At 72.8% G+C, this 19990-nt stretch carries 18 protein-coding genes; all 18 read left to right on the top strand.

Going from position 1 to position 19990, the window contains the following annotated elements; all coding sequences use genetic code 11:
* The first annotated feature begins 54 nt into the window (after nt 1-54).
* Complete coding sequence (rpoZ, locus tag ACWGPF_RS05785) at nt 55-309, top strand: DNA-directed RNA polymerase subunit omega (RefSeq protein WP_345435484.1); 255 nt, start codon at nt 55-57, stop codon at nt 307-309.
* Nucleotides 310-428: 119 nt separating this feature from the next.
* Nucleotides 429-1619 (top strand): methionine adenosyltransferase, encoded by a 1191-nt coding sequence (gene metK / locus ACWGPF_RS05780; protein WP_452331916.1) that lies wholly within the window; start codon nt 429-431, stop codon nt 1617-1619.
* Between the two features lie 14 nt (nt 1620-1633).
* Nucleotides 1634-3610, top strand: coding sequence for a primosomal protein N' family DNA-binding protein (locus ACWGPF_RS05775; RefSeq protein WP_452331915.1), 1977 nt, complete (start codon nt 1634-1636; stop codon nt 3608-3610).
* 78 nt (nt 3611-3688) lie between these two features.
* Complete coding sequence (gene fmt, locus ACWGPF_RS05770) at nt 3689-4624, top strand: methionyl-tRNA formyltransferase (RefSeq protein WP_452331914.1); 936 nt, start codon at nt 3689-3691, stop codon at nt 4622-4624.
* Nucleotides 4621-6012, top strand: a complete 1392-nt coding sequence (locus ACWGPF_RS05765; RefSeq protein ID WP_452331913.1) for an RsmB/NOP family class I SAM-dependent RNA methyltransferase — start codon at nt 4621-4623, stop codon at nt 6010-6012. The genes fmt and ACWGPF_RS05765 overlap by 4 nt, the downstream gene beginning before the upstream one ends.
* A 27-nt stretch (nt 6013-6039) precedes the next feature.
* Complete coding sequence (gene rpe, locus ACWGPF_RS05760; protein ID WP_452331912.1) at nt 6040-6723, top strand: ribulose-phosphate 3-epimerase; 684 nt, start codon at nt 6040-6042, stop codon at nt 6721-6723.
* Between the two features lie 9 nt (nt 6724-6732).
* Nucleotides 6733-6996 (top strand): phosphoribosyl-ATP diphosphatase, encoded by a 264-nt coding sequence (locus ACWGPF_RS05755; protein WP_452331911.1) that lies wholly within the window; start codon nt 6733-6735, stop codon nt 6994-6996.
* A 44-nt stretch (nt 6997-7040) separates the two neighbouring features.
* Nucleotides 7041-7880 carry an ATP phosphoribosyltransferase gene (hisG, locus tag ACWGPF_RS05750; RefSeq protein WP_452331910.1) on the top strand — a complete coding sequence of 280 codons (840 nt, stop codon included), beginning with the start codon at nt 7041-7043 and terminating at the stop codon, nt 7878-7880.
* Nucleotides 7880-8641 carry an imidazole glycerol phosphate synthase subunit HisF gene (gene hisF / locus ACWGPF_RS05745; RefSeq protein WP_452331909.1) on the top strand — a complete coding sequence of 254 codons (762 nt, stop codon included), beginning with the start codon at nt 7880-7882 and terminating at the stop codon, nt 8639-8641. The genes hisG and hisF overlap by 1 nt, the downstream gene beginning before the upstream one ends.
* The gene (gene hisI / locus ACWGPF_RS05740) at nt 8638-9027 is read left to right on the top strand and encodes a phosphoribosyl-AMP cyclohydrolase (RefSeq protein ID WP_452331908.1); all 390 of its coding nucleotides are present in this window, start codon (nt 8638-8640) and stop codon (nt 9025-9027) included. Before hisF ends, hisI begins: the two co-directional genes overlap by 4 nt.
* Complete coding sequence (locus ACWGPF_RS05735; RefSeq protein ID WP_452331907.1) at nt 9024-9629, top strand: Trp biosynthesis-associated membrane protein; 606 nt, start codon at nt 9024-9026, stop codon at nt 9627-9629. The genes hisI and ACWGPF_RS05735 overlap by 4 nt, the downstream gene beginning before the upstream one ends.
* A 77-nt stretch (nt 9630-9706) precedes the next feature.
* A complete protein-coding gene (locus ACWGPF_RS05730) occupies nt 9707-9937 on the top strand; it encodes a DUF6704 family protein (RefSeq protein ID WP_345435506.1) in 231 nt (76 codons plus the stop codon).
* Entirely contained in the window at nt 9937-10743 is an 807-nt protein-coding gene (trpC, locus tag ACWGPF_RS05725) for an indole-3-glycerol phosphate synthase TrpC (RefSeq protein WP_452331906.1), read from the top strand. The genes ACWGPF_RS05730 and trpC overlap by 1 nt, the downstream gene beginning before the upstream one ends.
* A complete protein-coding gene (trpB, locus tag ACWGPF_RS05720) occupies nt 10740-11948 on the top strand; it encodes a tryptophan synthase subunit beta (RefSeq protein WP_452331905.1) in 1209 nt (402 codons plus the stop codon). Before trpC ends, trpB begins: the two co-directional genes overlap by 4 nt.
* Nucleotides 11945-12730, top strand: a complete 786-nt coding sequence (gene trpA / locus ACWGPF_RS05715; protein WP_452331904.1) for a tryptophan synthase subunit alpha — start codon at nt 11945-11947, stop codon at nt 12728-12730. The genes trpB and trpA overlap by 4 nt, the downstream gene beginning before the upstream one ends.
* Nucleotides 12731-12761: 31 nt before the next feature.
* Nucleotides 12762-13757 carry a prolipoprotein diacylglyceryl transferase gene (gene lgt, locus ACWGPF_RS05710; RefSeq protein ID WP_452331903.1) on the top strand — a complete coding sequence of 332 codons (996 nt, stop codon included), beginning with the start codon at nt 12762-12764 and terminating at the stop codon, nt 13755-13757.
* A gap of 105 nt (nt 13758-13862) precedes the next feature.
* Nucleotides 13863-18437, top strand: coding sequence for a glutamate synthase large subunit (gene gltB, locus ACWGPF_RS05705; protein ID WP_452331902.1), 4575 nt, complete (start codon nt 13863-13865; stop codon nt 18435-18437).
* Nucleotides 18430-19887 (top strand): glutamate synthase subunit beta, encoded by a 1458-nt coding sequence (locus ACWGPF_RS05700; RefSeq protein WP_345435517.1) that lies wholly within the window; start codon nt 18430-18432, stop codon nt 19885-19887. Before gltB ends, ACWGPF_RS05700 begins: the two co-directional genes overlap by 8 nt.
* Nucleotides 19888-19990: the final 103 nt, after the last annotated feature.

Here is a 19990-nt window from a genome sequence, read left to right as displayed (position 1 = left end):
CGCCATCGCCACGGATTCGCCGAGCGGCATGGGCCGCTGAACAGGAGGACTGCTATGAGCAGCGAGAACAAGGGCATCATCGACCCGCCGATCGACGAGCTTCTCGACCGCGTCGACTCGAAGTACCAGCTCGTGATCTACGGCGCGAAGCGCGCCCGCCAGATCAACGACTACTACACCGATCTGCACGAGGGGAACCTGTTCGACAACGTCGGCCCTCTCGTCGACTCGTCGGTGGAGGACAAGCCGCTCACGATCGCGCTCCACGAGATCCACCAGGACAAGCTGCGCCTGCGCGCCGCGGAGTGATCGCGGCCGGGTAGCCGAATCCTCGTCTCGAGGGCCTCCGTCACTCGCGTGTCGGGGGCCCTCGCCATACTGGAGGGCGCGAGGCGAGAGCCGCGCCCGCTGCATCGTCTGGAGCCGCCATGAGCCTGCGCCTGTTCACGTCCGAGTCCGTCACCGAGGGTCATCCCGACAAGATCTGCGACCAGATCTCCGACAGCATCCTCGACGGCCTCCTCTCCGTCGACCGCGAAAGCCGCGTGGCCGTGGAGACGCTCGTCACGACGGGGCTCGTGCACGTCGCGGGCGAGATCCGCACGGACGGCTACGTCGAGATCCCCGCGATCGTGCGGAGCGTCATCAACCGCATCGGCTACACCTCGAGCGAGATGGGCTTCGACGGCGACTCGTGCGGCGTGAGCGTGTCGGTGGGCGAGCAGTCGAGTGACATCGCGCACGGCGTCGATACGGCGCTCGAGCACCGCGACGGCTCGTCGGCCGACCGGTTCGACGCGCTCGGTGCGGGAGACCAGGGCATCATGTTCGGCTTCGCGACGAACGAGACGCCCGAGCTCATGCCGATGGCGGCATGGACGGCGCACCGCCTCGCCGAACGGCTCACCGAGGTCCGCCGCAACGGCGACCTGCCGTTCCTGCGCCCCGACGGCAAGACCCAGGTGACGCTCGGCTACGAGGGCTTCACGCCGAAGACGGTGGACGCCGTCGTCCTCTCCACGCAGCACCACCCCAAGATGACGCAGGAGGAGCTGCACGCGGAGATCGCCGAGAAGGTCATCGCGCCGGTCCTCGCGCGCACGGGCCTCGATGCAGACGGCGTGAAGCTCTACATCAACCCCGCCGGCCCGTTCGTGACGGGCGGCCCCAAGGGCGACGCGGGCCTCACGGGCCGCAAGATCATCATCGACACGTACGGCGGCGCCTCACGGCACGGCGGCGGAGCCTTCAGCGGCAAGGACCCCTCCAAGGTCGACCGCTCCGCGGCGTACGCCATGCGCTGGGTCGCGAAGAACGCCGTCGCGGCGGGGCTCGCCGACCGGCTCGAGGTGCAGGTCGCCTACGCCATCGGCAAGGCGAACCCCGTCGGGCTCTACGTCGAGACGTTCGGCACGGGCAAGACGTCCGACGACGTCATCACGGCCGCCATCCGCGAGGTGTTCGACCTGCGACCGGCGGCGATCATCGAGGACCTCGATCTGCTGCGGCCGATCTACGCGCGGACAGCGGCGTACGGCCACTTCGGCCGCGAGCTCCCCGAGTTCACGTGGGAGCAGACGACGCGCGTCGACGCGCTCCGCCGCGCCGCGGGCCTCTGACCGAGGGGTCGGGCATGTCGCGCCGCATCGCGCGCGTGCAGCTCGACTCGCCGCTGCCGCAGCTCGACCGGCTGTTCGACTACGCCATCCCCGACGAGCTCGCGGACGCGGCGACGCCGGGCGTGCGCGTGAAGGTCCCGCTGCGCTCGGCGGGCCGGATGGTCGAGGGCTTCGTCGTCGAGGTCGATGCCGAGGACGATGCCGACCGCCCGCTCTCGGAGATCGACCAGGTCGTCTCGCCCGCCCCCGTGCTTCCGGAGCGGCTGCACCGGCTCGCGCGCGCCGTCGCCGACCGTGCGGCGGGGTCGGCGGCCGACGTGCTGCGGCTCGCCGTGCCGAAGCGCATGGTGCGGGCCGAGAAGGCGTGGCTCGCATCCGACGGCGCCGAGACGCCCGTCGTCCTCAGCGCCGAGCGCGCGGCGGCCTCCGCGGCGCTCGCGGAGTTCCCCGGCCTCGAGGAGCGGCTGCGAGCGGGGGAGCGGCTCGTCGTGGACGCGCCGCCGCGGCTCGACGGGGGGCGACCCGCGTGGGCGCGTCTGCTCGCCGCAGCGGCGGCGGCGACGCTCGCAGGCGGGCGGTCCGCGATCGTCGCCGTGCCCGACCACCGCGACCTCGATCTCCTGCAGGAGCAGCTTCTGCGGCTCGTCCCGGATGCTGCGGTCGTGCGCCACGACGCCGGCCAGTCGGGTCCCGAACGCTACGCGGGCTATCTCCGTACGCTCGAGGCCGCGCCCTGCGTCGTCATCGGCAACCGCTCGGCCGTCTACGCTCCTGTGGTCGACGCGGGGCTCGTCGCCCTCTGGGATGACGGGGACACGCTGCTGGAGGAGCCCCTCGCGCCGTACGCCCACGCGCGGGACGTGGCGCTCGTGCGCCAGAGCCTGGACGGATGCGCGCTGCTGTTCGCCGCGCACACGCGCACGGCCGACGTCGAGCGCCTCGTCTCGATCGGCTTCGTCGGGGAGGCGCCCGCCGCGCGCCGCCCGAGCCCGCGCGTCGTGCTCGCGACGGCGCAGGAGCACGAGCAGACATCGGCTCGCATCCCGTCGGCGAGCTTCCGGGCCGTCCGCGAGGCGCTCGAGACCGGCCCCGTGCTCGTGCAGGTGGCGCGCCCGGGCTACGCCCCCTCGCTCGTGTGCGCCGACTGCCGCACGCCGACGCGCTGCGCGCACTGCGGCGGCCCGCTGCACGCGCACGCCCGCGGAGCGACGCCCGTGTGCGGGTGGTGCGGGCGATCGGCGCACGCGTGGACGTGCCAGAACTGCGCGTCGACCCGCCTGCGCCTGTCGTCATCGGGCAGCGAGCGGACAGCCGACGAGCTCGGCCGCGCCTTCCCGGGGGCGCGCGTCGTCGTGGCGGACGGCGCCCATCCCGTGCGCGAGGTCGACGACCGCCCGGCGCTCGTCATCGCGACGCGCGGCGCGGAGCCGATCGCACCGGAGGGGTACCGCGCGGTGCTGCTGCTCGACGGCGACCGCATGCTGCAGGCCCCCGACCTCCGGATCGGCGAGGCGTGCCTGAGGTGGTGGTCCAACGCCGCGGCCCTCGCCGCTCCGGGCGCGCCCGTTCACCTCGTCGGGGTGACGGGCCCGGTGGGGCGCGCGCTCGCGAGCTGGACGCAGCCGACCTACGCGCGCGGCGAGCTCGCCGAGCGCGCCCCGCTGAGGATGCCGCCCGCGGCCAGGGTCGCGCGGGTCGAGGGGGACTCCGCGGCGGTCGAGCGCGCGCTGCGCTCGCTCGCCGACGACGTGCCGGGCCTCGGCGGGGACGCCGTGCTGGGGCCCGTCCCGATCGAGCGCGACGGCGCGCCGGGCGCCCGCGCGCTCGTGCGCTTCGACTACGCGCGGGGCGCCGCCGTCACCCGGTCGCTGCGCGCCTCCGTCGTCTCCGCCGCGATGAGCGCACGGGGGCGGGGAGGCGGGAAGGATCGCCGTCGCAGCGCGCGGATCCCGCTCGCGGTGCGCGTGGACATCCCCGACCCCGAGCTCTGACCCGCCGGATCCCCGACCCGCGGCTCCGACCACCGGAGCACAGGGCTCCCGCGGTGCGTCCCGCCTAGACTCGAGGGGATGACCGCCTCGCCCCCGCTCCGCCTCGTGTTCGCCGGCACCCCGGAGGCGGCCGTCCCGTCGTTGCGTGCCCTCCACGCCGCCGGCCACGAGATCGCGGCCGTCGTGACGCGTCCCGACGCGCCGCTCGGCCGCAAGCGCGTGCTCACGCCGTCGCCCGTCGCCGCGGCGGCGGAGGCTCTGGGCCTCGCCGTCGTCAAGGCCGCGCGGCTCGATGCCGAGGCGACGGAGCGGATCTCCGCGCTCGACGCCGACCTCGCCGTGGTCGTCGCGTACGGCGGGCTCGTCCGCGAACCGCTGCTCTCGACCCCGCGGCACGGCTGGATCAACCTGCACTTCTCGCTGCTCCCGCGGTGGCGCGGCGCGGCACCCGTGCAGCACGCCCTCATCGCGGGCGACGCAGAGCTCGGCACCGCCGTGTTCCGGCTCGTGCCGGAGCTCGACGCGGGCGACGTCTTCGCGCAGGAGGCCGTCGCCGTGCCGGACGGTGCGACGGCGGGGGAGGTGCTCGACCTCCTCGCCGAGACGGGCGCGTCGCAGCTCGTCCGCGTCGTCGGGGCGATCGCCGACGGCACCGCGGAGGCGGTACCGCAGCGCGGGGAGGCCACGGCCGCGCCGAAGCTCGCCCTCGCCGACGGCCTGCTCGACTGGGCGCGGCCCGCGGCGGAGGTGCATGCGCGGTACCGCGGTGTCACGCCGGAGCCCGGCGCCCACACGCTCCTCGACGGTGCGCGCGTGAAGGTGCTCGCGATGGAGCGCGCCGAGGGCGAGGACGCCCTCGCCCCCGGGGCGACGCGCGCGGCGAAACGGGGCATGCTCGTCGGCACCGCGACGTCGCCGCTCCTCGTCACGCGCATCCAGCCAGCGGGGAAGGGCGCCATGGTCGCCGCCGACTGGCTGCGCGGGCAGCGCGACGCCGTGCGGTTCGGCGCATGAGCGGCCGCGACGGCGCCCGGCGCGCCCCCGTGCAGCTCGCGCGGCAGGTCGCCTACGTCGTGCTCCGCGCCGTCTCCGAATCCGATGCCTACGCCAACCTGCTCCTCCCGCGCGAGATCGCGCGGGCGGGCATCGGCGGGGCGGACGCCGCGCTCGCGACCGAGCTGACGTACGGCACGCTGCGGCGGCTCGGCACGTACGACGCCATCATCCGCATGGCCGCCGACCGCGACACGGAGACGATCGACCCTCCCGTCCTCGACGCGCTGCGGCTCGGCGTGCACCAGCTGCTGGCCACGCGCGTCGCGCCGCATGCGGCCGTGAACGAGTCGGTCCAGCTGGCACGTGAGGACTCCGGTGCGCGTGCGAGCGGGTTCGCGAACGCGGTGCTCCGGCGCGTGGCACAGGACGACGCGGACACGTGGACGGCACGACTGGCCGACGCGGCGCGGTCCGACGACGAGCGCCTCGCTCTCACCGCCTCGCATCCCGTGTGGGTCATCCGGGCCCTGCGGCGCGCCCTCGCGGCCGAGGGGCGCGCCGACGAGCTCGATGCGCTCCTCGCAGCCAACAATGCGGCTCCGGGGGTCACGATGGCGGCGCTCCCCGGCCTCGCCGAGCCGGATGGCGAGCGCACGCCGTTCTCGCCCGTCGGGTTCCGACTGGGCGGCGGCGATCCGGAGCCGGCAGTGCGGGCATCCGGCGGCCGCGTGCGCGTGCAGGACGAGGGCTCGCAGCTCGTCGCCCTCGCACTCAGCCGGATGGCGCCGATCGCGCACGCGGAGCGGTGGCTCGACCTCTGCGCGGGGCCGGGCGGCAAGACGGCGCTGCTCGCGGCGGAGGCGCTGACGGGCGGCGCCGCCCTCGACGCGAACGAGCTCGTGCCTGCGCGCGCGGGCCTCGTCCGCCGGGCGATCGCGCCGGTCCCGCTCGACGTCGACGTGCACGAGGGCGACGGCCGGGCGCTCGCCCATGACCGCGCCGGTGTCTACGACCGGATCCTCGTGGACGCTCCGTGCACGGGGCTCGGGGCACTCCGCCGCCGCCCGGAGGCGCGGTGGCGGAAGCGGCCGTCCGATGTGGCGCAGCTCGCGGACGTGCAGGCGGAGCTGCTCGACGCCGCGATCGGTGCGCTGCGCCCCGGCGGCGTCGTCGCCTACGTGACGTGCTCGCCGCACCTCGCCGAGACCTCGGCCATCGTCGGCGCGGCGCTCGAACGGCATGCCGGGCGCGTGACCGAGCTCGACGCCCGTGCGGTGCTGCAGTCGGTCGCCCGCACGCCGCTCGACCTCCCCGCGCCGCAGACGGGCGGCGGGCATGCCCAGCTGTGGCCGCACCGGCACGGCACGGACGCGATGTTCCTCGCGCTCCTGCGCAGGGACGCGTGAGCGGCGGGCGACGGCGATAATGGACGGGTGAGCCTCCCCGCCGCCCCGCGCATCAATCCGAGCATCCTGTCGGCCGACTTCGTCAACATGCAGGCCGACCTCGAGCGGATCGCCTCGGCGGACTTCGTGCACGTCGACGTCATGGACAACCACTTCGTGCCGAACCTCACGTTCGGGCCGCAGATGGTGCAGCGCATCCAGGAGACGAGCCCTGTCCCGCTCGACGTGCACCTCATGATCTCGGATGCCGACCGCTGGGCGCCGGGGTACGCGGAGCTAGGCGCCGCGAGCGTCACGTTCCATCTGGAGGCCGCGCACGACCCCATCGGGCTCGCGCGCCGCCTGCGGGCGATCGGGGCGCGGGCCGGCGTCGCGCTCAAACCGGGGACGGGCGCGGAGCGCCTCTACGAGCACCTGCACGAATTCGACCAGATCCTCGTGATGACGGTCGAGCCCGGCTTCGGCGGGCAGTCGTTCATGCCCGAGACGATGCCCAAGCTGCGCGCCCTCTCCGACGAGGCCCGGCGTGTCGGCGCGGCGGTCTGGTTCCAGGTCGACGGCGGGATCTCGGAGACGACGATCTCCCGCGCGGCGGAGGCGGGCGCCGACACGTTCGTCGCGGGCTCCGCGGTGTTCGGCGCGCCCGATGTCGACGTCGCGATCGCCGATCTGCGGGCCCTCGCCGCCGAGCACGTCCACGCGACCCGGTAGCCTGGGAGGGTGAAGAACTTCGACGACCTGTTCGCCGAGCTGGCCGACAAGGCCGTGACGCGCCCCGATGGCTCGGGCACCGTGAAGGAGCTCGACGCGGGCATCCACTTCATCGGCAAGAAGATCGTCGAGGAGGCGGCCGAGGTCTGGATGGCCGCGGAGTACGAGACCGACGCGGAGGCGGCAGAGGAGATCTCCCAGCTGCTCTACCACCTGCAGGTGCTCATGCTCGCGAAGGGGCTCACCCTCGAGGACGTGTACCGACATCTGTGAGCCGCTCCGCTCCTCCGTCTGACACCCCGATCGAAAGCCCCTCCATGCTCCGCATCGCCGTTCCCAACAAGGGATCGCTGTCCGAGACCGCCGCCGAGATGCTCGCGGAGGCCGGCTACGCCGGCCGCCGCGACTCCAAGTCCCTGCACCTCATCGACGCCGCCAACGACGTCGAGTTCTTCTATCTGCGCCCGCGCGACATCGCCACCTACGTCTCGGCGGGCGCGCTCGACGTCGGCATCACGGGCCGCGACCTCCTCCTCGACGTGCGGATGCGCGCGCGGGAGATCGAGACGCTCGGCTTCGCGACGTCCACCTTCCGCTTCGCGGCCCCTCCCGGGCGCTTCGCGGGCGTCGGCGACCTGGAGGGCGCGCGCATCGCGACGTCGTACCCCGGTCTCGTCGACTCGTTCCTCGACTCGCACGGCGTGGCCGCCGATCTGGTGCCGCTGGACGGTGCGGTGGAGTCGGCCGTCGAGCTCGGCGTCGCCGACGCGATCGCCGACGTCGTCGAGACCGGCACGACCCTGCGGCAGGCGGGCCTGGACATCTTCGGCCCGGTCATCCTCGAATCGGAGGCCGTGCTCATCCAGGGCCCGAACGACCACCCCGGCGTCGAGACCCTGCTGCGGCGCCTGCGCGGCGTGATGGTCGCCCGCCAGTACGTGCTCCTCGACTACGACCTTCCGGCCGCGCTCGTCGACCGCGCCGTGGAGATCGCCTCGGGCATCGAGTCGCCCACCGTCTCGCCGCTGCGCGACCCCGAGTGGGTCGCCGTGCGCGTCATGGTGCCGCGGAAGGGCGTCAACCGCGTCATGGACGACCTGTACGCGATCGGCGCCCGCGCCATCCTCGTGTCGGCCATCCACAACGCGCGTCTCTGATGGGCGTCATCACGCGCGTCATCCCGTGTCTCGACGTCGCGGCCGGCCGCGTCGTCAAGGGCGTGAACTTCGAGAACCTGCGCGAGATGGGCGATCCCGTCGAACTCGCGCGGCAGTACTTCGACCAGGGCGCGGACGAGCTGACGTTCCTCGACGTCACGGCGACGGTCGATGAGCGCGCGACGACCTACGACGTCGTGCGGCGCACGGCCGAGCAGGTGTTCATCCCGCTCACGGTCGGCGGCGGCGTGCGCTCGGTCGACGACGTCTCGCGGCTGCAGGCCGTCGGCGCCGACAAGGTCGGCGTGAACTCCGCCGCCATCGCGCGCCCCGGCCTGCTCGACGAGATCGCCGACCGGTTCGGCGCGCAGGCGCTCGTGCTCTCCCTCGACGTCAAGCGCTCGCAGCGCACGCCGTCGGGGTTCGTCGTGACCACGCACGGCGGCAAGAAGGAGACCGACCTCGACGCGCTCGCCTGGGCGCGCGAGGCGATCGAGCGCGGTGCGGGGGAGCTCCTCGTCAACTCCATCGACGCCGACGGCACGAAGGCCGGATTCGATCTCGAGCTCGTCGCGCTCATGCGCGGGCTCTCGACGGTGCCGGTGATCGCCTCGGGCGGGGCGGGGGAGCCCTCGCACTTCGCGCCCGCCGTGCGCGCCGGCGCCGACGCCGTGCTCGCCGCGAGCGTGTTCCACTCCGGCCAGATGACGATCGGCGACGTGAAGGCCGCTCTCGAGGCAGACGGGATCGAGACGCGATGACCGGGGAGAGCATTCCGAGCGTGGACGAGCGCATCGCGCGCGTCCGGTTCGATGCGCACGGGCTCGTGCCCGCCGTCGCGCAGCAGTGGGACACCCGCGAGGTGCTCATGCTGGCGTGGATGAACGCCGACGCGCTCCGCGAGACCCTCACCTCGGGGCGGGTGGTCTACTGGTCGCGCTCGCGCCGGGAGCTGTGGCGCAAGGGCGACACGTCCGGCCACGTGCAGCTCGTCAAGGACGTGCGTCTCGACTGCGACGGCGACGTCGTGCTCGTCTCCGTCGACCAGGTCGGCCCCGCCTGCCACACCGAGACGCGCACCTGCTTCGACACCGACCTCGACCGGGCCGACGTGGGCGACCGCGGCCTGCACCCGGTGGTCGGATGACGGCGTCCGAGCACAGCGGGCGGATGGCGAGGGCGCGGTCGATCGCGGTTCTCGCGGCGCTCATCGGCGCCGCGACGGCGCTCATCGGCTCGACCCAGACCTGGCTCGTGGCGACCGTCGCGGGAGCCGCGCTCCCGGTGACGGGGGCGGAAGCGGTGTCCGTCATGCAGCCGCTCGCGCTCGCGGCGCTCGCGCTGTCGCTCGTCCTGTCGATCGCGGGCCGTGCCGTGCGCTACGTGCTCGGAGCGGTCGCGCTCGTCGTGGGAGGGGCGATCGGGTGGCTGGGCCTCGCGCTCGTCGCCGACCCGTCGCCGACCGCCGCCGCCGGCCCCGTCACCGAGCACACCGGCATCGCGGGGGCGGAGGCCGTCTCCGAGCTCGTCACGGCCCTCGCGCTCACGCCGTGGCCCGCGATCACCGTGGCGGCGGGCCTGCTCGTCGCGGCCGCCGGTGCGTGGACCCTCGCCACGGCGCACGCCTGGCGACGCGGCGGGCGGCGCTACGAGAGCGGCGGCACACGGGCCGCCGCGGACGACGGCGCGCCGCTCGACGCCGTCGACTCGTGGGACGACCTGTCGCGCGGCGACGACCCCACCCGCTGACCGGGCGGCGGACGAGGCGTCCGCACCGCCCCGATAGACTGTTCGACGTTCCCAGCAGCCTTGGAGGATGACACGTCATGACCAACCCGATCGGTGACCCCGGACACGGACACTCGCCCGCCGCCTGGACCGGCGTGCTCATCATGCTCGTGGCGCTCTCGATCGCCACCGTCGCGCTGTTCGTGTGGGTCCCGTGGCTGCTCGTGGCTTCGTCCGTGCTCTTCGTGCTCGGCCCCATCGCGGGCTGGATCGTGTCGAAGGCCGGCTACGGCGTCCGCGGACCCAAGTACGCGCCCAGGGCCCACTGATGTCGCTCCTGGCCGACCTCACGGCCGGGGCCGTCGAAGACGCCGAGATGCGGCGGGCGCTCCGCCCGCTCGCCGAGGTCGAGAGCGCAGCCGCCGCGCAGGCGCCTGCGCTCGACGTCTTTGCGGCGCTCCGGCCCGCCGACCGCGTGAAGATCATCGCGGAGGTGAAGCGGGCGAGCCCTTCGCGCGGCGATCTCGCGGCGATCCCCGATCCCGCGCACCAGGCGGCGCTGTACGAGCAGGGGGGAGCGTCCGCGATCTCCGTGCTCACCGAGCAGCGGCGCTTCAAGGGCAGCCTCGACGACCTCGCGGCCGTCAAGGCCCGCGTCGGCGTCCCCGTGCTCCGCAAGGACTTCGTCGCGACGCCCTACCAGGTCGTCGAGGCACGCGCCGCCGGCGCCGACATCGTGCTCCTCATCGTCGCGGCGCTCGAGCAGCACGTGCTCGAGGAGCTCTTCTCGCTCACCGTCTCGCTCGGGATGACCCCGCTCGTGGAGGCGCACTCGGCCGACGAGGTCGCACGGGCCGCGGGCCTCGGCGCGCGCCTCATCGGCGTGAACGCGCGCGACCTCTCGACCTTCGAGCTCGACCGCGACCTGTTCGGCCGGCTCGTCGACGGCATCCCCGACGGCGCCGTGCGCATCGCGGAGTCGGCCGTGCTGGAGCCCGCCGACGTCGCGCACTACCGCGCGGCGGGCGCCGACGCGGTGCTCATCGGCGAGGCACTCGTGACAGGCGACCCCGTCGCGACGCTCGGCGCGTTCCTCGCCGCGGGCGACGCGCCGGCACGGAAGGAGACCGCATGACCCTGCGCGACCAGCCCGGACCGTTCTTCGGCGAGTTCGGAGGGCGCTACATGCCCGAGTCCCTCATCGCCGCGATCGACGAGCTCGCCGACGCGCACGCCCAGGCGATGGCCGATCCGGCCTTCCAGGCCGAGCTGCAGGGGCTCCTCGTCGACTACGCCGGACGCCCCTCGGCGCTGACCGAGGTGCCCCGCTTCGCCGAGCACGCGGGCGGCGCGCGGATCTTCCTCAAGCGCGAGGACCTCAACCACACGGGCAGCCACAAGATCAACAACGTGCTCGGCCAGGCGCTTCTCACGCGGCGTCTCGGCAAGACGCGCGTCATCGCGGAGACCGGCGCGGGCCAGCACGGCGTCGCCACCGCGACGGCCGCCGCCCTCTTCGGCCTCGAGTGCCGCATCTACATGGGGGAGGTCGACACCGAGCGGCAGGCTCTCAACGTGGCGCGCATGCGTCTGCTGGGCGCCGAGGTCGTCGCGGTGAAGACCGGGTCGCGCACCCTCAAGGACGCCATCAACGAGGCGTACCGCGAATGGGTGGCGACCGTCGACACGACGAACTACATCTTCGGCACGGCAGCGGGACCGCACCCGTTCCCCGCCATGGTGCGCGACTTCCAGAAGATCATCTCGGAGGAGGCGCGCGCGCAACTGCTCGAGCGCGCGGGGCGACTGCCCGACGCCGTCCTGGCGTGCGTGGGAGGCGGCTCGAACGCGATCGGCATGTTCGACGCCTTCATCGACGACGAGGACGTGCGCCTCTACGGTGTGGAGGCGGCCGGCGACGGCGTCGACACCCCGCGCCACGCGGCGTCGATCGAGCGCGGCCGTCCGGGCGTGCTGCACGGCGCGCGCACCTACGTGCTGCAGGACGAAGACGGGCAGACCGTCGAGTCGCACTCGATCTCGGCCGGGCTCGACTACCCGGGCGTCGGGCCGGAGCACTCCTGGCTCGCCTCGATCGGCCGCGCCGAGTACATCCCCGCGACCGATGCGGAGGCGATGGACGCGCTGCGGCTGCTGAGCCGCACGGAGGGGATCATCCCCGCCATCGAATCGGCGCACGCCCTCGCGGGCGCGCTCCGTATCGGCCGGGAGCTCGGGCCGGACGCCGTCCTCGCCGTCTGCCTCTCGGGCCGCGGCGACAAGGACATGGACACCGCCGCCCGCTGGTTCGGGCTGTACGACGAGGGAGCCGACGCGTGAGCCGGGTCGAGAGCGCCATCGCGAAGGCGCACGCCGAGGGTCGGGGCGCGTTCGTCGGGTACCTGCCGGTCGGCTATCCCGACCTCGCCACGAGCATCGAGGCGGCGGTCGCCCTGGCCGAGAACGGCGTCGACGTCATCGAGCTCGGCCCGCCCTACAGCGACCCCGTCATGGACGGCCCCGTCATCCAGGAGGCGACCACGGCCGCCCTCGCGGCGGGCTACCGCACCGAGCACCTCTTCGCGGCTCTGCGGGAGATCACCGCGCGCACCGACGTCCCGGTCGTCGTCATGACGTACTGGAACCCCGTCGCGCAGTACGGCGTCGACCGCTACGCCGACGACGTGCTCGCCGCGGGAGGCGCCGGCCTCATCACGCCGGACATCACGCCCGACGCCGCGGCCGACTGGATCGCGGCATCCGAGCGCACGGGGCTCGACCGGGTCTTCCTCGCCGCGCCGACGTCGTCGGACGCGCGGCTGGGGCTCATCGTCGGCGCCTCCACGGGCTTCGTCTACACCGTCTCCACCATGGGCATCACGGGGGAGCGCGCCGAGCTCGACGCGGCCGCCCGCTCGCTCGTCGGCCGACTGCGCGAGCAGGGAGCCGTGCGCGCATGCGTCGGCATCGGCGTGTCCACCGCCGCGCACATCGCCAGCATCGTCGAGTACGCCGACGGCGCGATCGTCGGCACGGCGCTCGTCAAGGCGCTGCGCGACGGCGGCGTGGACGGCCTCGCGGCCAAGACGCGCGAGCTCGCCGCCGGCACCCGGCGCTCCTGAGCGCATCCCGGAAGGAAATAGACTCACGATCATGCTGTCCTCCGCCCTGGCGCCCATCGTCACGAGCATCCCCAGCCCCGACGTGTCCTACTGGGACATCGGCCCGGTGCGCATCCACTTCTACGCGCTGTGCATCATCGCCGGCATCGTCGTGGCGACGATCCTCACGAACCGCCGCCTCACGCGGCGCGGTGGCGAGCCGTGGGTCGTCATCGACATCGCGCTGCTCGCCGTGCCGCTGGCGATCGTGGGGGCGAGGATCTACCACGTGCTCACGCACTGGGGCTTCTACTTCGGCGAGGGCTCCAACCCGTGGAACCCGACCCAGCCGGGGTCGGTGTGGGCGATCTGGGAGGGCGGCATCGCCATCTTCGGCGCGCTCCTCGGCGGCGCGCTCGGCGCCTGGCTCGGCTGCAAGTGGACCGGCATCCGCTTCCTGACGTTCGCCGACGCCCTCGCACCCGGCCTCCTCCTCGCGCAGGCGCTCGGACGCTTCGGCAACTGGTTCAACCAGGAGCTCTACGGATGGCCGACCGACCTGCCGTGGGGGCTCGAGATCGACGCCGACAACGCGGCGTTCCCTCCCGGCCTCCCGGAGGGAACGCTCTTCCACCCGACGTTCCTCTACGAGGTCGTCTGGAACCTGCTCGGCGTGGCGGTGCTGTTCGCCCTCGGACGCAAGCAGTTCTTCCAGTGGGGGCGCCTGTTCGCCGTCTACCTCATCTGGTACGGCGCGGGACGCGTCGTCTGGGAGAGCATCCGCATCGACCCGAGCGAGATCATCCTCGGCCTCCGCACCAACGTGTGGGGCGCCATCCTCGCGATCGCCGTGGGCGTCGCGGTGCTGGCGGTGCAGGGCAGGCACACGGGCGTCGAGCCGTCGCCCTACCGCCCAGGACGCGGGCGCAAGGACGCCGAGGCGCTACAATCGCAAGGAACCCCGGACGACTACGTCGACATCAGCGCACCCACGATGTCGGTAGACGTTCCAGAGGCCGCCGCCACAAGCACTGCAGCCGCGAAGTAGGACCGCTTCGCCGGACATCGAGGCGCGGTCCCTCGCGAGCCGGCGAACCAGCACGCAAGGGCCGACGTCGTCCCTCTTTCAGTCACCACCTTGAGGACGGTAGGCATGGCATCGAGCCCCCGTTACGGCGCACCCGGAGCGCTCCCGCCCCGGCAGGGCATGTACAACCCCGCGTTCGAGAAGGACGCCTGCGGTCTCGCGATGGTCGCGACGCTGCGCGGCGAGGCGGGGCACGACATCGTCGACCTCGCCCTCGAGGCACTCCGCAACCTCGAGCATCGCGGCGCCATCGGCTCCGACGCGGGCACGGGCGACGGCGCGGGCATCCTCACGCAGATGCCCGACGCGTTCCTGCGCGCCGTGGCGGGCTTCGAGCTCCCGGTCGTCGGCGAGTACGCCGCCGGTCTGTCGTTCCTCCCGCTCGACGCGGACGAGCGCGACGCGCAGAAGCAGGGCATCGCGGCCATCGCCGCCGCCGAAGGACTCGCGGTGCTCGGATGGCGCGAGGTCCCCGTCGACCCCGCGCACCTCGGCCGCCTCGCGGGCGAGGCCATGCCGGCGATCGAGCAGGTCTTCCTCGCGAGCGCCCAGGCCGCCAACCAGCCCGCGCTCTCCGGCATCGAGCTCGACCGCCGGGCCTACCGGCTGCGCAAGCGCGCCCAGCACGAGCTCGACGCGTACTTCGTGTCGCTCTCGAGCCGCACTCTCGGCTACAAGGGCATGGTCACGACGCTCCAGCTCGAGCCGTTCTACCTCGACCTGCAGGACGAGCGGTTCGCGACCGAGCTCGCGGTCGTGCACTCCCGCTACTCCACCAACACCTTCCCGTCGTGGCCGCTTGCGCAGCCGCTGCGGATGATCGCGCACAACGGCGAGATCAACACGGTGGGCGGCAACCGGAACTGGATGCGGGCGCGGCAGTCGCAGCTCGAGAGCGAGCTGCTCGGCGACATCCGCCCGCTCCTGCCCATCTGCAGCGACTCCGAGAGCGACTCGGCGTCGTTCGACGAGGTTCTCGAGCTCCTCACCCTCACGGGCCGCAGCCTTCCGCACGCGATGCTCATGATGGTGCCCGAGGCGTACGAGAAGAAGGCCTACGTCGACCCCGACCTGCGCGCGTTCTACGAGTACCACGCGGGCCAGATGGAGCCGTGGGACGGCCCCGCCGCGCTCATCGGCACCGACGGGACCCTCGTCTGCGCCACGCTCGACCGCAACGGCCTGCGTCCGGGACGCTGGACCGTGACGAAGGACGGGCTCGTCGTCATCGGCTCCGAAACCGGCGTGCTCGACTTCGCCCCCGAGCGCATCGAGCGCCGGGGCCGGCTGCGTCCGGGCACGATGTTCGTCGTCGACACGGCAGAGGGCCGCATCATCGCCGACGACGAGGTGAAGTCGCGCGTCGCGGCCCTCGAGCCGTGGCAGGAGTGGCTCGACAAGGGCACGGTGCGCCTCGCGGACCTTCCCGAGCGCGAGCACCTCGTGCACCCGATCGCGTCGATCACGCGTCGCCAGCGCACCTTCGGCTACACCGAGGAGGAGGTGAAGATCCTGCTGCGCCCGATGGGCCAGAACGGCGTCGAGCCGCTCGGAGCGATGGGATCCGACACCCCCATCGCCGTGCTCAGCGAGCGCCCGCGCCTGCTGTTCGACTACTTCACGCAGCAGTTCGCGCAGGTGACGAACCCGCCGCTCGACTCCATCCGCGAAGAGGTCGTCACGAGCCTCAAGCTCGGCCTCGGGCCGGAGCCGAACCTGCTGTCATGGGGCCCCGAGCACGCCCGGAGCGTCATCCTCGACTTCCCCGTGATCGACAACGACGAGCTCGCGAAGATCCAGCACATTGACAGCGCCCTGCCCGGCCGCACGTCCGTGACGCTGCGCTCGCTGTACCGCGTCTCCGCGGGCGCCAAGGGACTGCAGAAGCGCCTCGAGCAGCTGTGCGCCGAGGCCGACCGCGCCGTCGAGGACGGTGCGGAGTTCCTCGTCATCAGCGACCGCGACTCGAACCAGGACCTCGCGCCCATCCCGTCGCTGCTCGCCGTCTCGGCCGTGCACCACCACCTCATCCGCCGCGAGACCCGCATGAAGGTGGGGCTCGTCGTCGAGGCCGGCGACGTCCGCGAGGTGCACCACGTCGCGACGCTGCTCGGCTACGGCGCGACCGCCGTCAACCCGTATCTCGCGATGGAGACGGTCGAGTACCTCGTCCGCTCCGGCGCGATCAGCGGCGTGACCCCCGAGAAGGCCGTCCGGAACCTGATCTACGCGCTCGGCAAGGGCGTGCTGAAGATCATGTCGAAGATGGGCATCTCGACCGTGTCGTCGTACACGGGCGCGCAGGTGTTCGAGGCCGTCGGCCTCTCGTCGGCGTTCGTCGAGCGGTACTTCACCGGCACCGAGTCGAAGATCGAGGGCATCGGCCTGGAGGAGATCGCACGCGAGAACGCCGCTCGGCACGCGTTCGCCTATCCCGAGGACGGCGCCGTGCGCGCCCACGAGCGCCTCTGGACGGGCGGCGAGTACCAGTGGCGCCGCGACGGGTCGCCCCACCTCTTCAGCCCCGAGACCGTCTTCAAGCTGCAGCACTCCACGCGAACCGGCAGCTACGAGATCTTCCGCGAGTACACGCAGCTCGTCGACCGCCAGGCGGAGGAGCTGAAGACGCTCCGCGGTCTGTTCGCGTTCAAGAAGGGCGCCCGCCCGTCCGTGCCGATCGACGAGGTCGAGCCGATCTCCGAGATCGTCAAGCGGTTCTCCACGGGCGCCATGAGCTACGGGTCGATCTCGCGCGAGGCGCACGAGACCCTCGCGATCGCCATGAACCGCATCGGCGGCAAGTCGAACACGGGCGAGGGCGGCGAGGACGTCGACCGGCTGCTCGACCCGGAGCGCCGCAGCTCGATCAAGCAGGTCGCCTCCGGGCGGTTCGGCGTGACGAGCATGTACCTCACCCACGCCGACGACATCCAGATCAAGCTCGCCCAGGGCGCCAAGCCCGGCGAGGGCGGTCAGCTGCCCCCGGGCAAGGTGTACCCGTGGGTCGCGCGCACGCGCCACGCGACGGCGGGCGTCGGCCTGATCTCGCCGCCGCCGCACCACGACATCTACTCGATCGAGGATCTCAAGCAGCTCATCTTCGACCTGAAGCGGTCGAACCCTGCGGCACGCATCCACACGAAGCTCGTCAGCCAGTCGGGCATCGGCGCGGTCGCCGCTGGTGTCGCGAAGGCGCTCAGCGACGTCATCCTCGTCTCCGGGCACGACGGCGGAACGGGCGCGAGCCCGCTCAACTCGCTCAAGCACGCCGGCACGCCGTGGGAGCTCGGCCTCGCCGAGACCCAGCAGACGCTCATGCTGAACGGCATGCGCGATCGCGTCGTCGTGCAGGTCGACGGGCAGATGAAGACGGGGCGAGACGTCGTGATCGGCGCTCTGCTCGGTGCGGAGGAGTTCGGCTTCGCCACGGCTCCGCTCGTCGTGAGCGGATGCATCATGATGCGCGTGTGCCACCTCGACACCTGCCCCGTGGGGGTCGCGACGCAGAACCCGGTTCTGCGCAGCCGCTTCACGGGCAAGGCCGAGCACGTCGTGAACTTCATGGAGTTCGTGGCGCAGGAGGTGCGCGAGTACCTCGCCGAGCTCGGCTTCCGCTCCATCGAGGAGGCCGTGGGCCACGTCGAGGTGCTCGACATCGACCGCGCCGTCGACCACTGGAAGGCCGACGGCCTCGACCTCTCGCCCGTGCTCGAGGGCCCCGCGTTCTCGGACGACGAGCCCCGTCGTCACGCCCGCGACCAGGATCACGAGCTCGAGGAGCACTTCGACGTGCAGCTCATCGAGCGTGCGGCCGACGTCATCGAGAACGGCGGCCGCATCGAGATCGACCTGCCCGTGCGCAACACCGCGCGTGCTGTGGGAACGATGCTCGGCCACCGCGTGACGAAGGCGCAGGGCGAGAACGGCCTCCCTGCCGGATCCATCACCGTGACGCTCCACGGCTCGGCAGGCCAGTCGTTCGGTGCGTTCCTCCCGAACGGCATCACGCTGCGTCTCGAGGGCGACTCCAACGACTACGTCGGCAAGGGGCTCTCCGGAGGTCAGATCGTCGTCCGGCCGGCGGCCGGTGCGACCTTCGACGCCGCGGAGAACGTCATCGCCGGCAACGTCATCGGCTACGGCGCCACGCAGGGCACGCTGTTCCTGCGCGGCATGGTCGGCGAGCGGTTCTTCGTCCGCAACTCCGGCGCGACAGCCGTCGTCGAGGGCGTGGGCGACCACGCGCTGGAGTACATGACGGGCGGGCTCGCGGTCATCCTCGGCCGCACCGGCCGCAACCTCGGCGCCGGCATGTCGGGCGGCACGGCCTACGTGCACAAGCTCGACGAGAAGCTCGTCAACCGCGAATCGCTCGCCTCGGGCGAGCTCACGCTGGGCCCGCTCGGCTCCGGCGACGTCGAGATCCTCCGCGACCTGCTCGAGCAGCACGTCGCCGAGACCGACTCCGAGCTGGCCAAGCGCCTGCTCGACGACTTCGAAGAAGAGGCGCAGAACTTCGTGCGGGTGCTTCCGCGCGACTACGCCGCCGTGCTGGAGACCCGGCAGGCCGCCGTCGCGGAGGGGCTCGACCCCGATGGCGACGTCGTCTGGAACCGCATCATGGAGGTGACGGGTGGCTGACCCGAAGGGCTTTCTGAAGACCACGGAGCGCGAGCTCCCCGCGCGCCGTCCCGTGCCCGTGCGCATCCTGGACTGGAAGGAGGTGTACGAGCCGGGCGACCAGGCCGTGCTCCGCCGCCAGGCCGGGCGCTGCATGGACTGCGGCGTGCCGTTCTGCCATCAGGGCTGCCCGCTGGGCAACCTCATCCCGGAGTGGAACGACCTGACGTGGCGCGGTGAGGGCCGCGCCGCCATCGAGCGCCTCCACGCGACGAACAACTTCCCGGAGTTCACGGGCCGGCTCTGTCCTGCGCCGTGCGAGTCGTCGTGCGTTCTCGGCATCAACCAGCCCGCCGTCACGATCAAGCAGATCGAGGTCTCCACGATCGACCAGGCGTTCGCGAGCGGCTGGGTCGAGGCGAAGCCCCCGGCCCGCCTCACCGGAAAGACGGTCGCGGTCGTCGGCTCGGGCCCGGCCGGGCTCGCCGCGGCTCAGCAGCTCACGCGCGCCGGCCACACGGTCGCTGTCTACGAGCGCGACGACCGCATCGGCGGGCTGCTGCGCTACGGCATCCCCGACTTCAAGATGGAGAAGACCCACATCGAGGCGCGCCTGCGCCAGATGCAGGACGAGGGCACGCGGTTCCGCGCGGGCGTGGAGATCGGCGTCGACATCACGTGGGACGAGCTCCGTGCGCGCTACGACGCCGTCGTGGTCGCGACGGGCGCGACGGTGCCGCGCGATCTCCCCATCCCCGGTCGGGAGCTCGACGGCGTGCACTACGCCATGGAGTACCTCGTCGAGTCGAACAAGGCCGTCGCGGGCGACAAGGTCGCCAACCAGATCACCGCGGAGGGCAAGCACGTCGTCGTCATCGGCGGCGGCGACACGGGGGCCGACTGCATCGGCACGGCGCACCGCCAGGGCGCGCTCAGCGTGACGAACCTCGCGATCGGCAAGCGGCCGTCCGACGAGCGCCCCGACCACCAGCCGTGGCCCATGATGCCGCAGGTGTTCGAGGTCTCCTCGGCCCACGAGGAGGGCGGAGAGCGCCAGTTCCTCGCCTCGACGGTGGAGTTCGTCGGCAACGACGCGGGCGAGGTCCGCGCCCTCGTCGTGGCAGAGACCGAGTTCGTCGACGGGCGCCGCGTGCCGAAGGCGGGCACCGAGCGCGAGATCCCCGCGGACCTGGTGCTCGTGGCGATGGGCTTCACGGGCCCCGAGCGCGAGCAGCTCGAGGGCCAGCTCGAGACGCGCTTCACGGCGCGCGGCAACGTCGACAGGGACGGCGCGTTCCAGACGTCGACGCCCGGCGTGTTCGTGGCGGGCGACGCCGGCCGCGGCCAGTCGCTCATCGTGTGGGCCATCGCGGAGGGCCGCTCGGTCGCCGCGGAGGTGGACGCGTACCTCATGGGCGACACGCAGCTGCCGGCTCCCGTGAAGCCGACCGACGTGGCCATCGGCCTCTGATCCCGTGCACACGCGGCGACGGCCGGGAGCTCCCCGCGGGGGCACCCGGCCGTCACCGTGTGGACATGAAGCGGATGCCCCGGTGCGCGTAGGGTGGGACGTG

The organism is Microbacterium sp. NPDC055683 (assembly GCF_053617895.1).
Note: the sequence above shows the minus strand (reverse complement) of the source record. Positions and strands in the feature narration are given on the sequence as shown.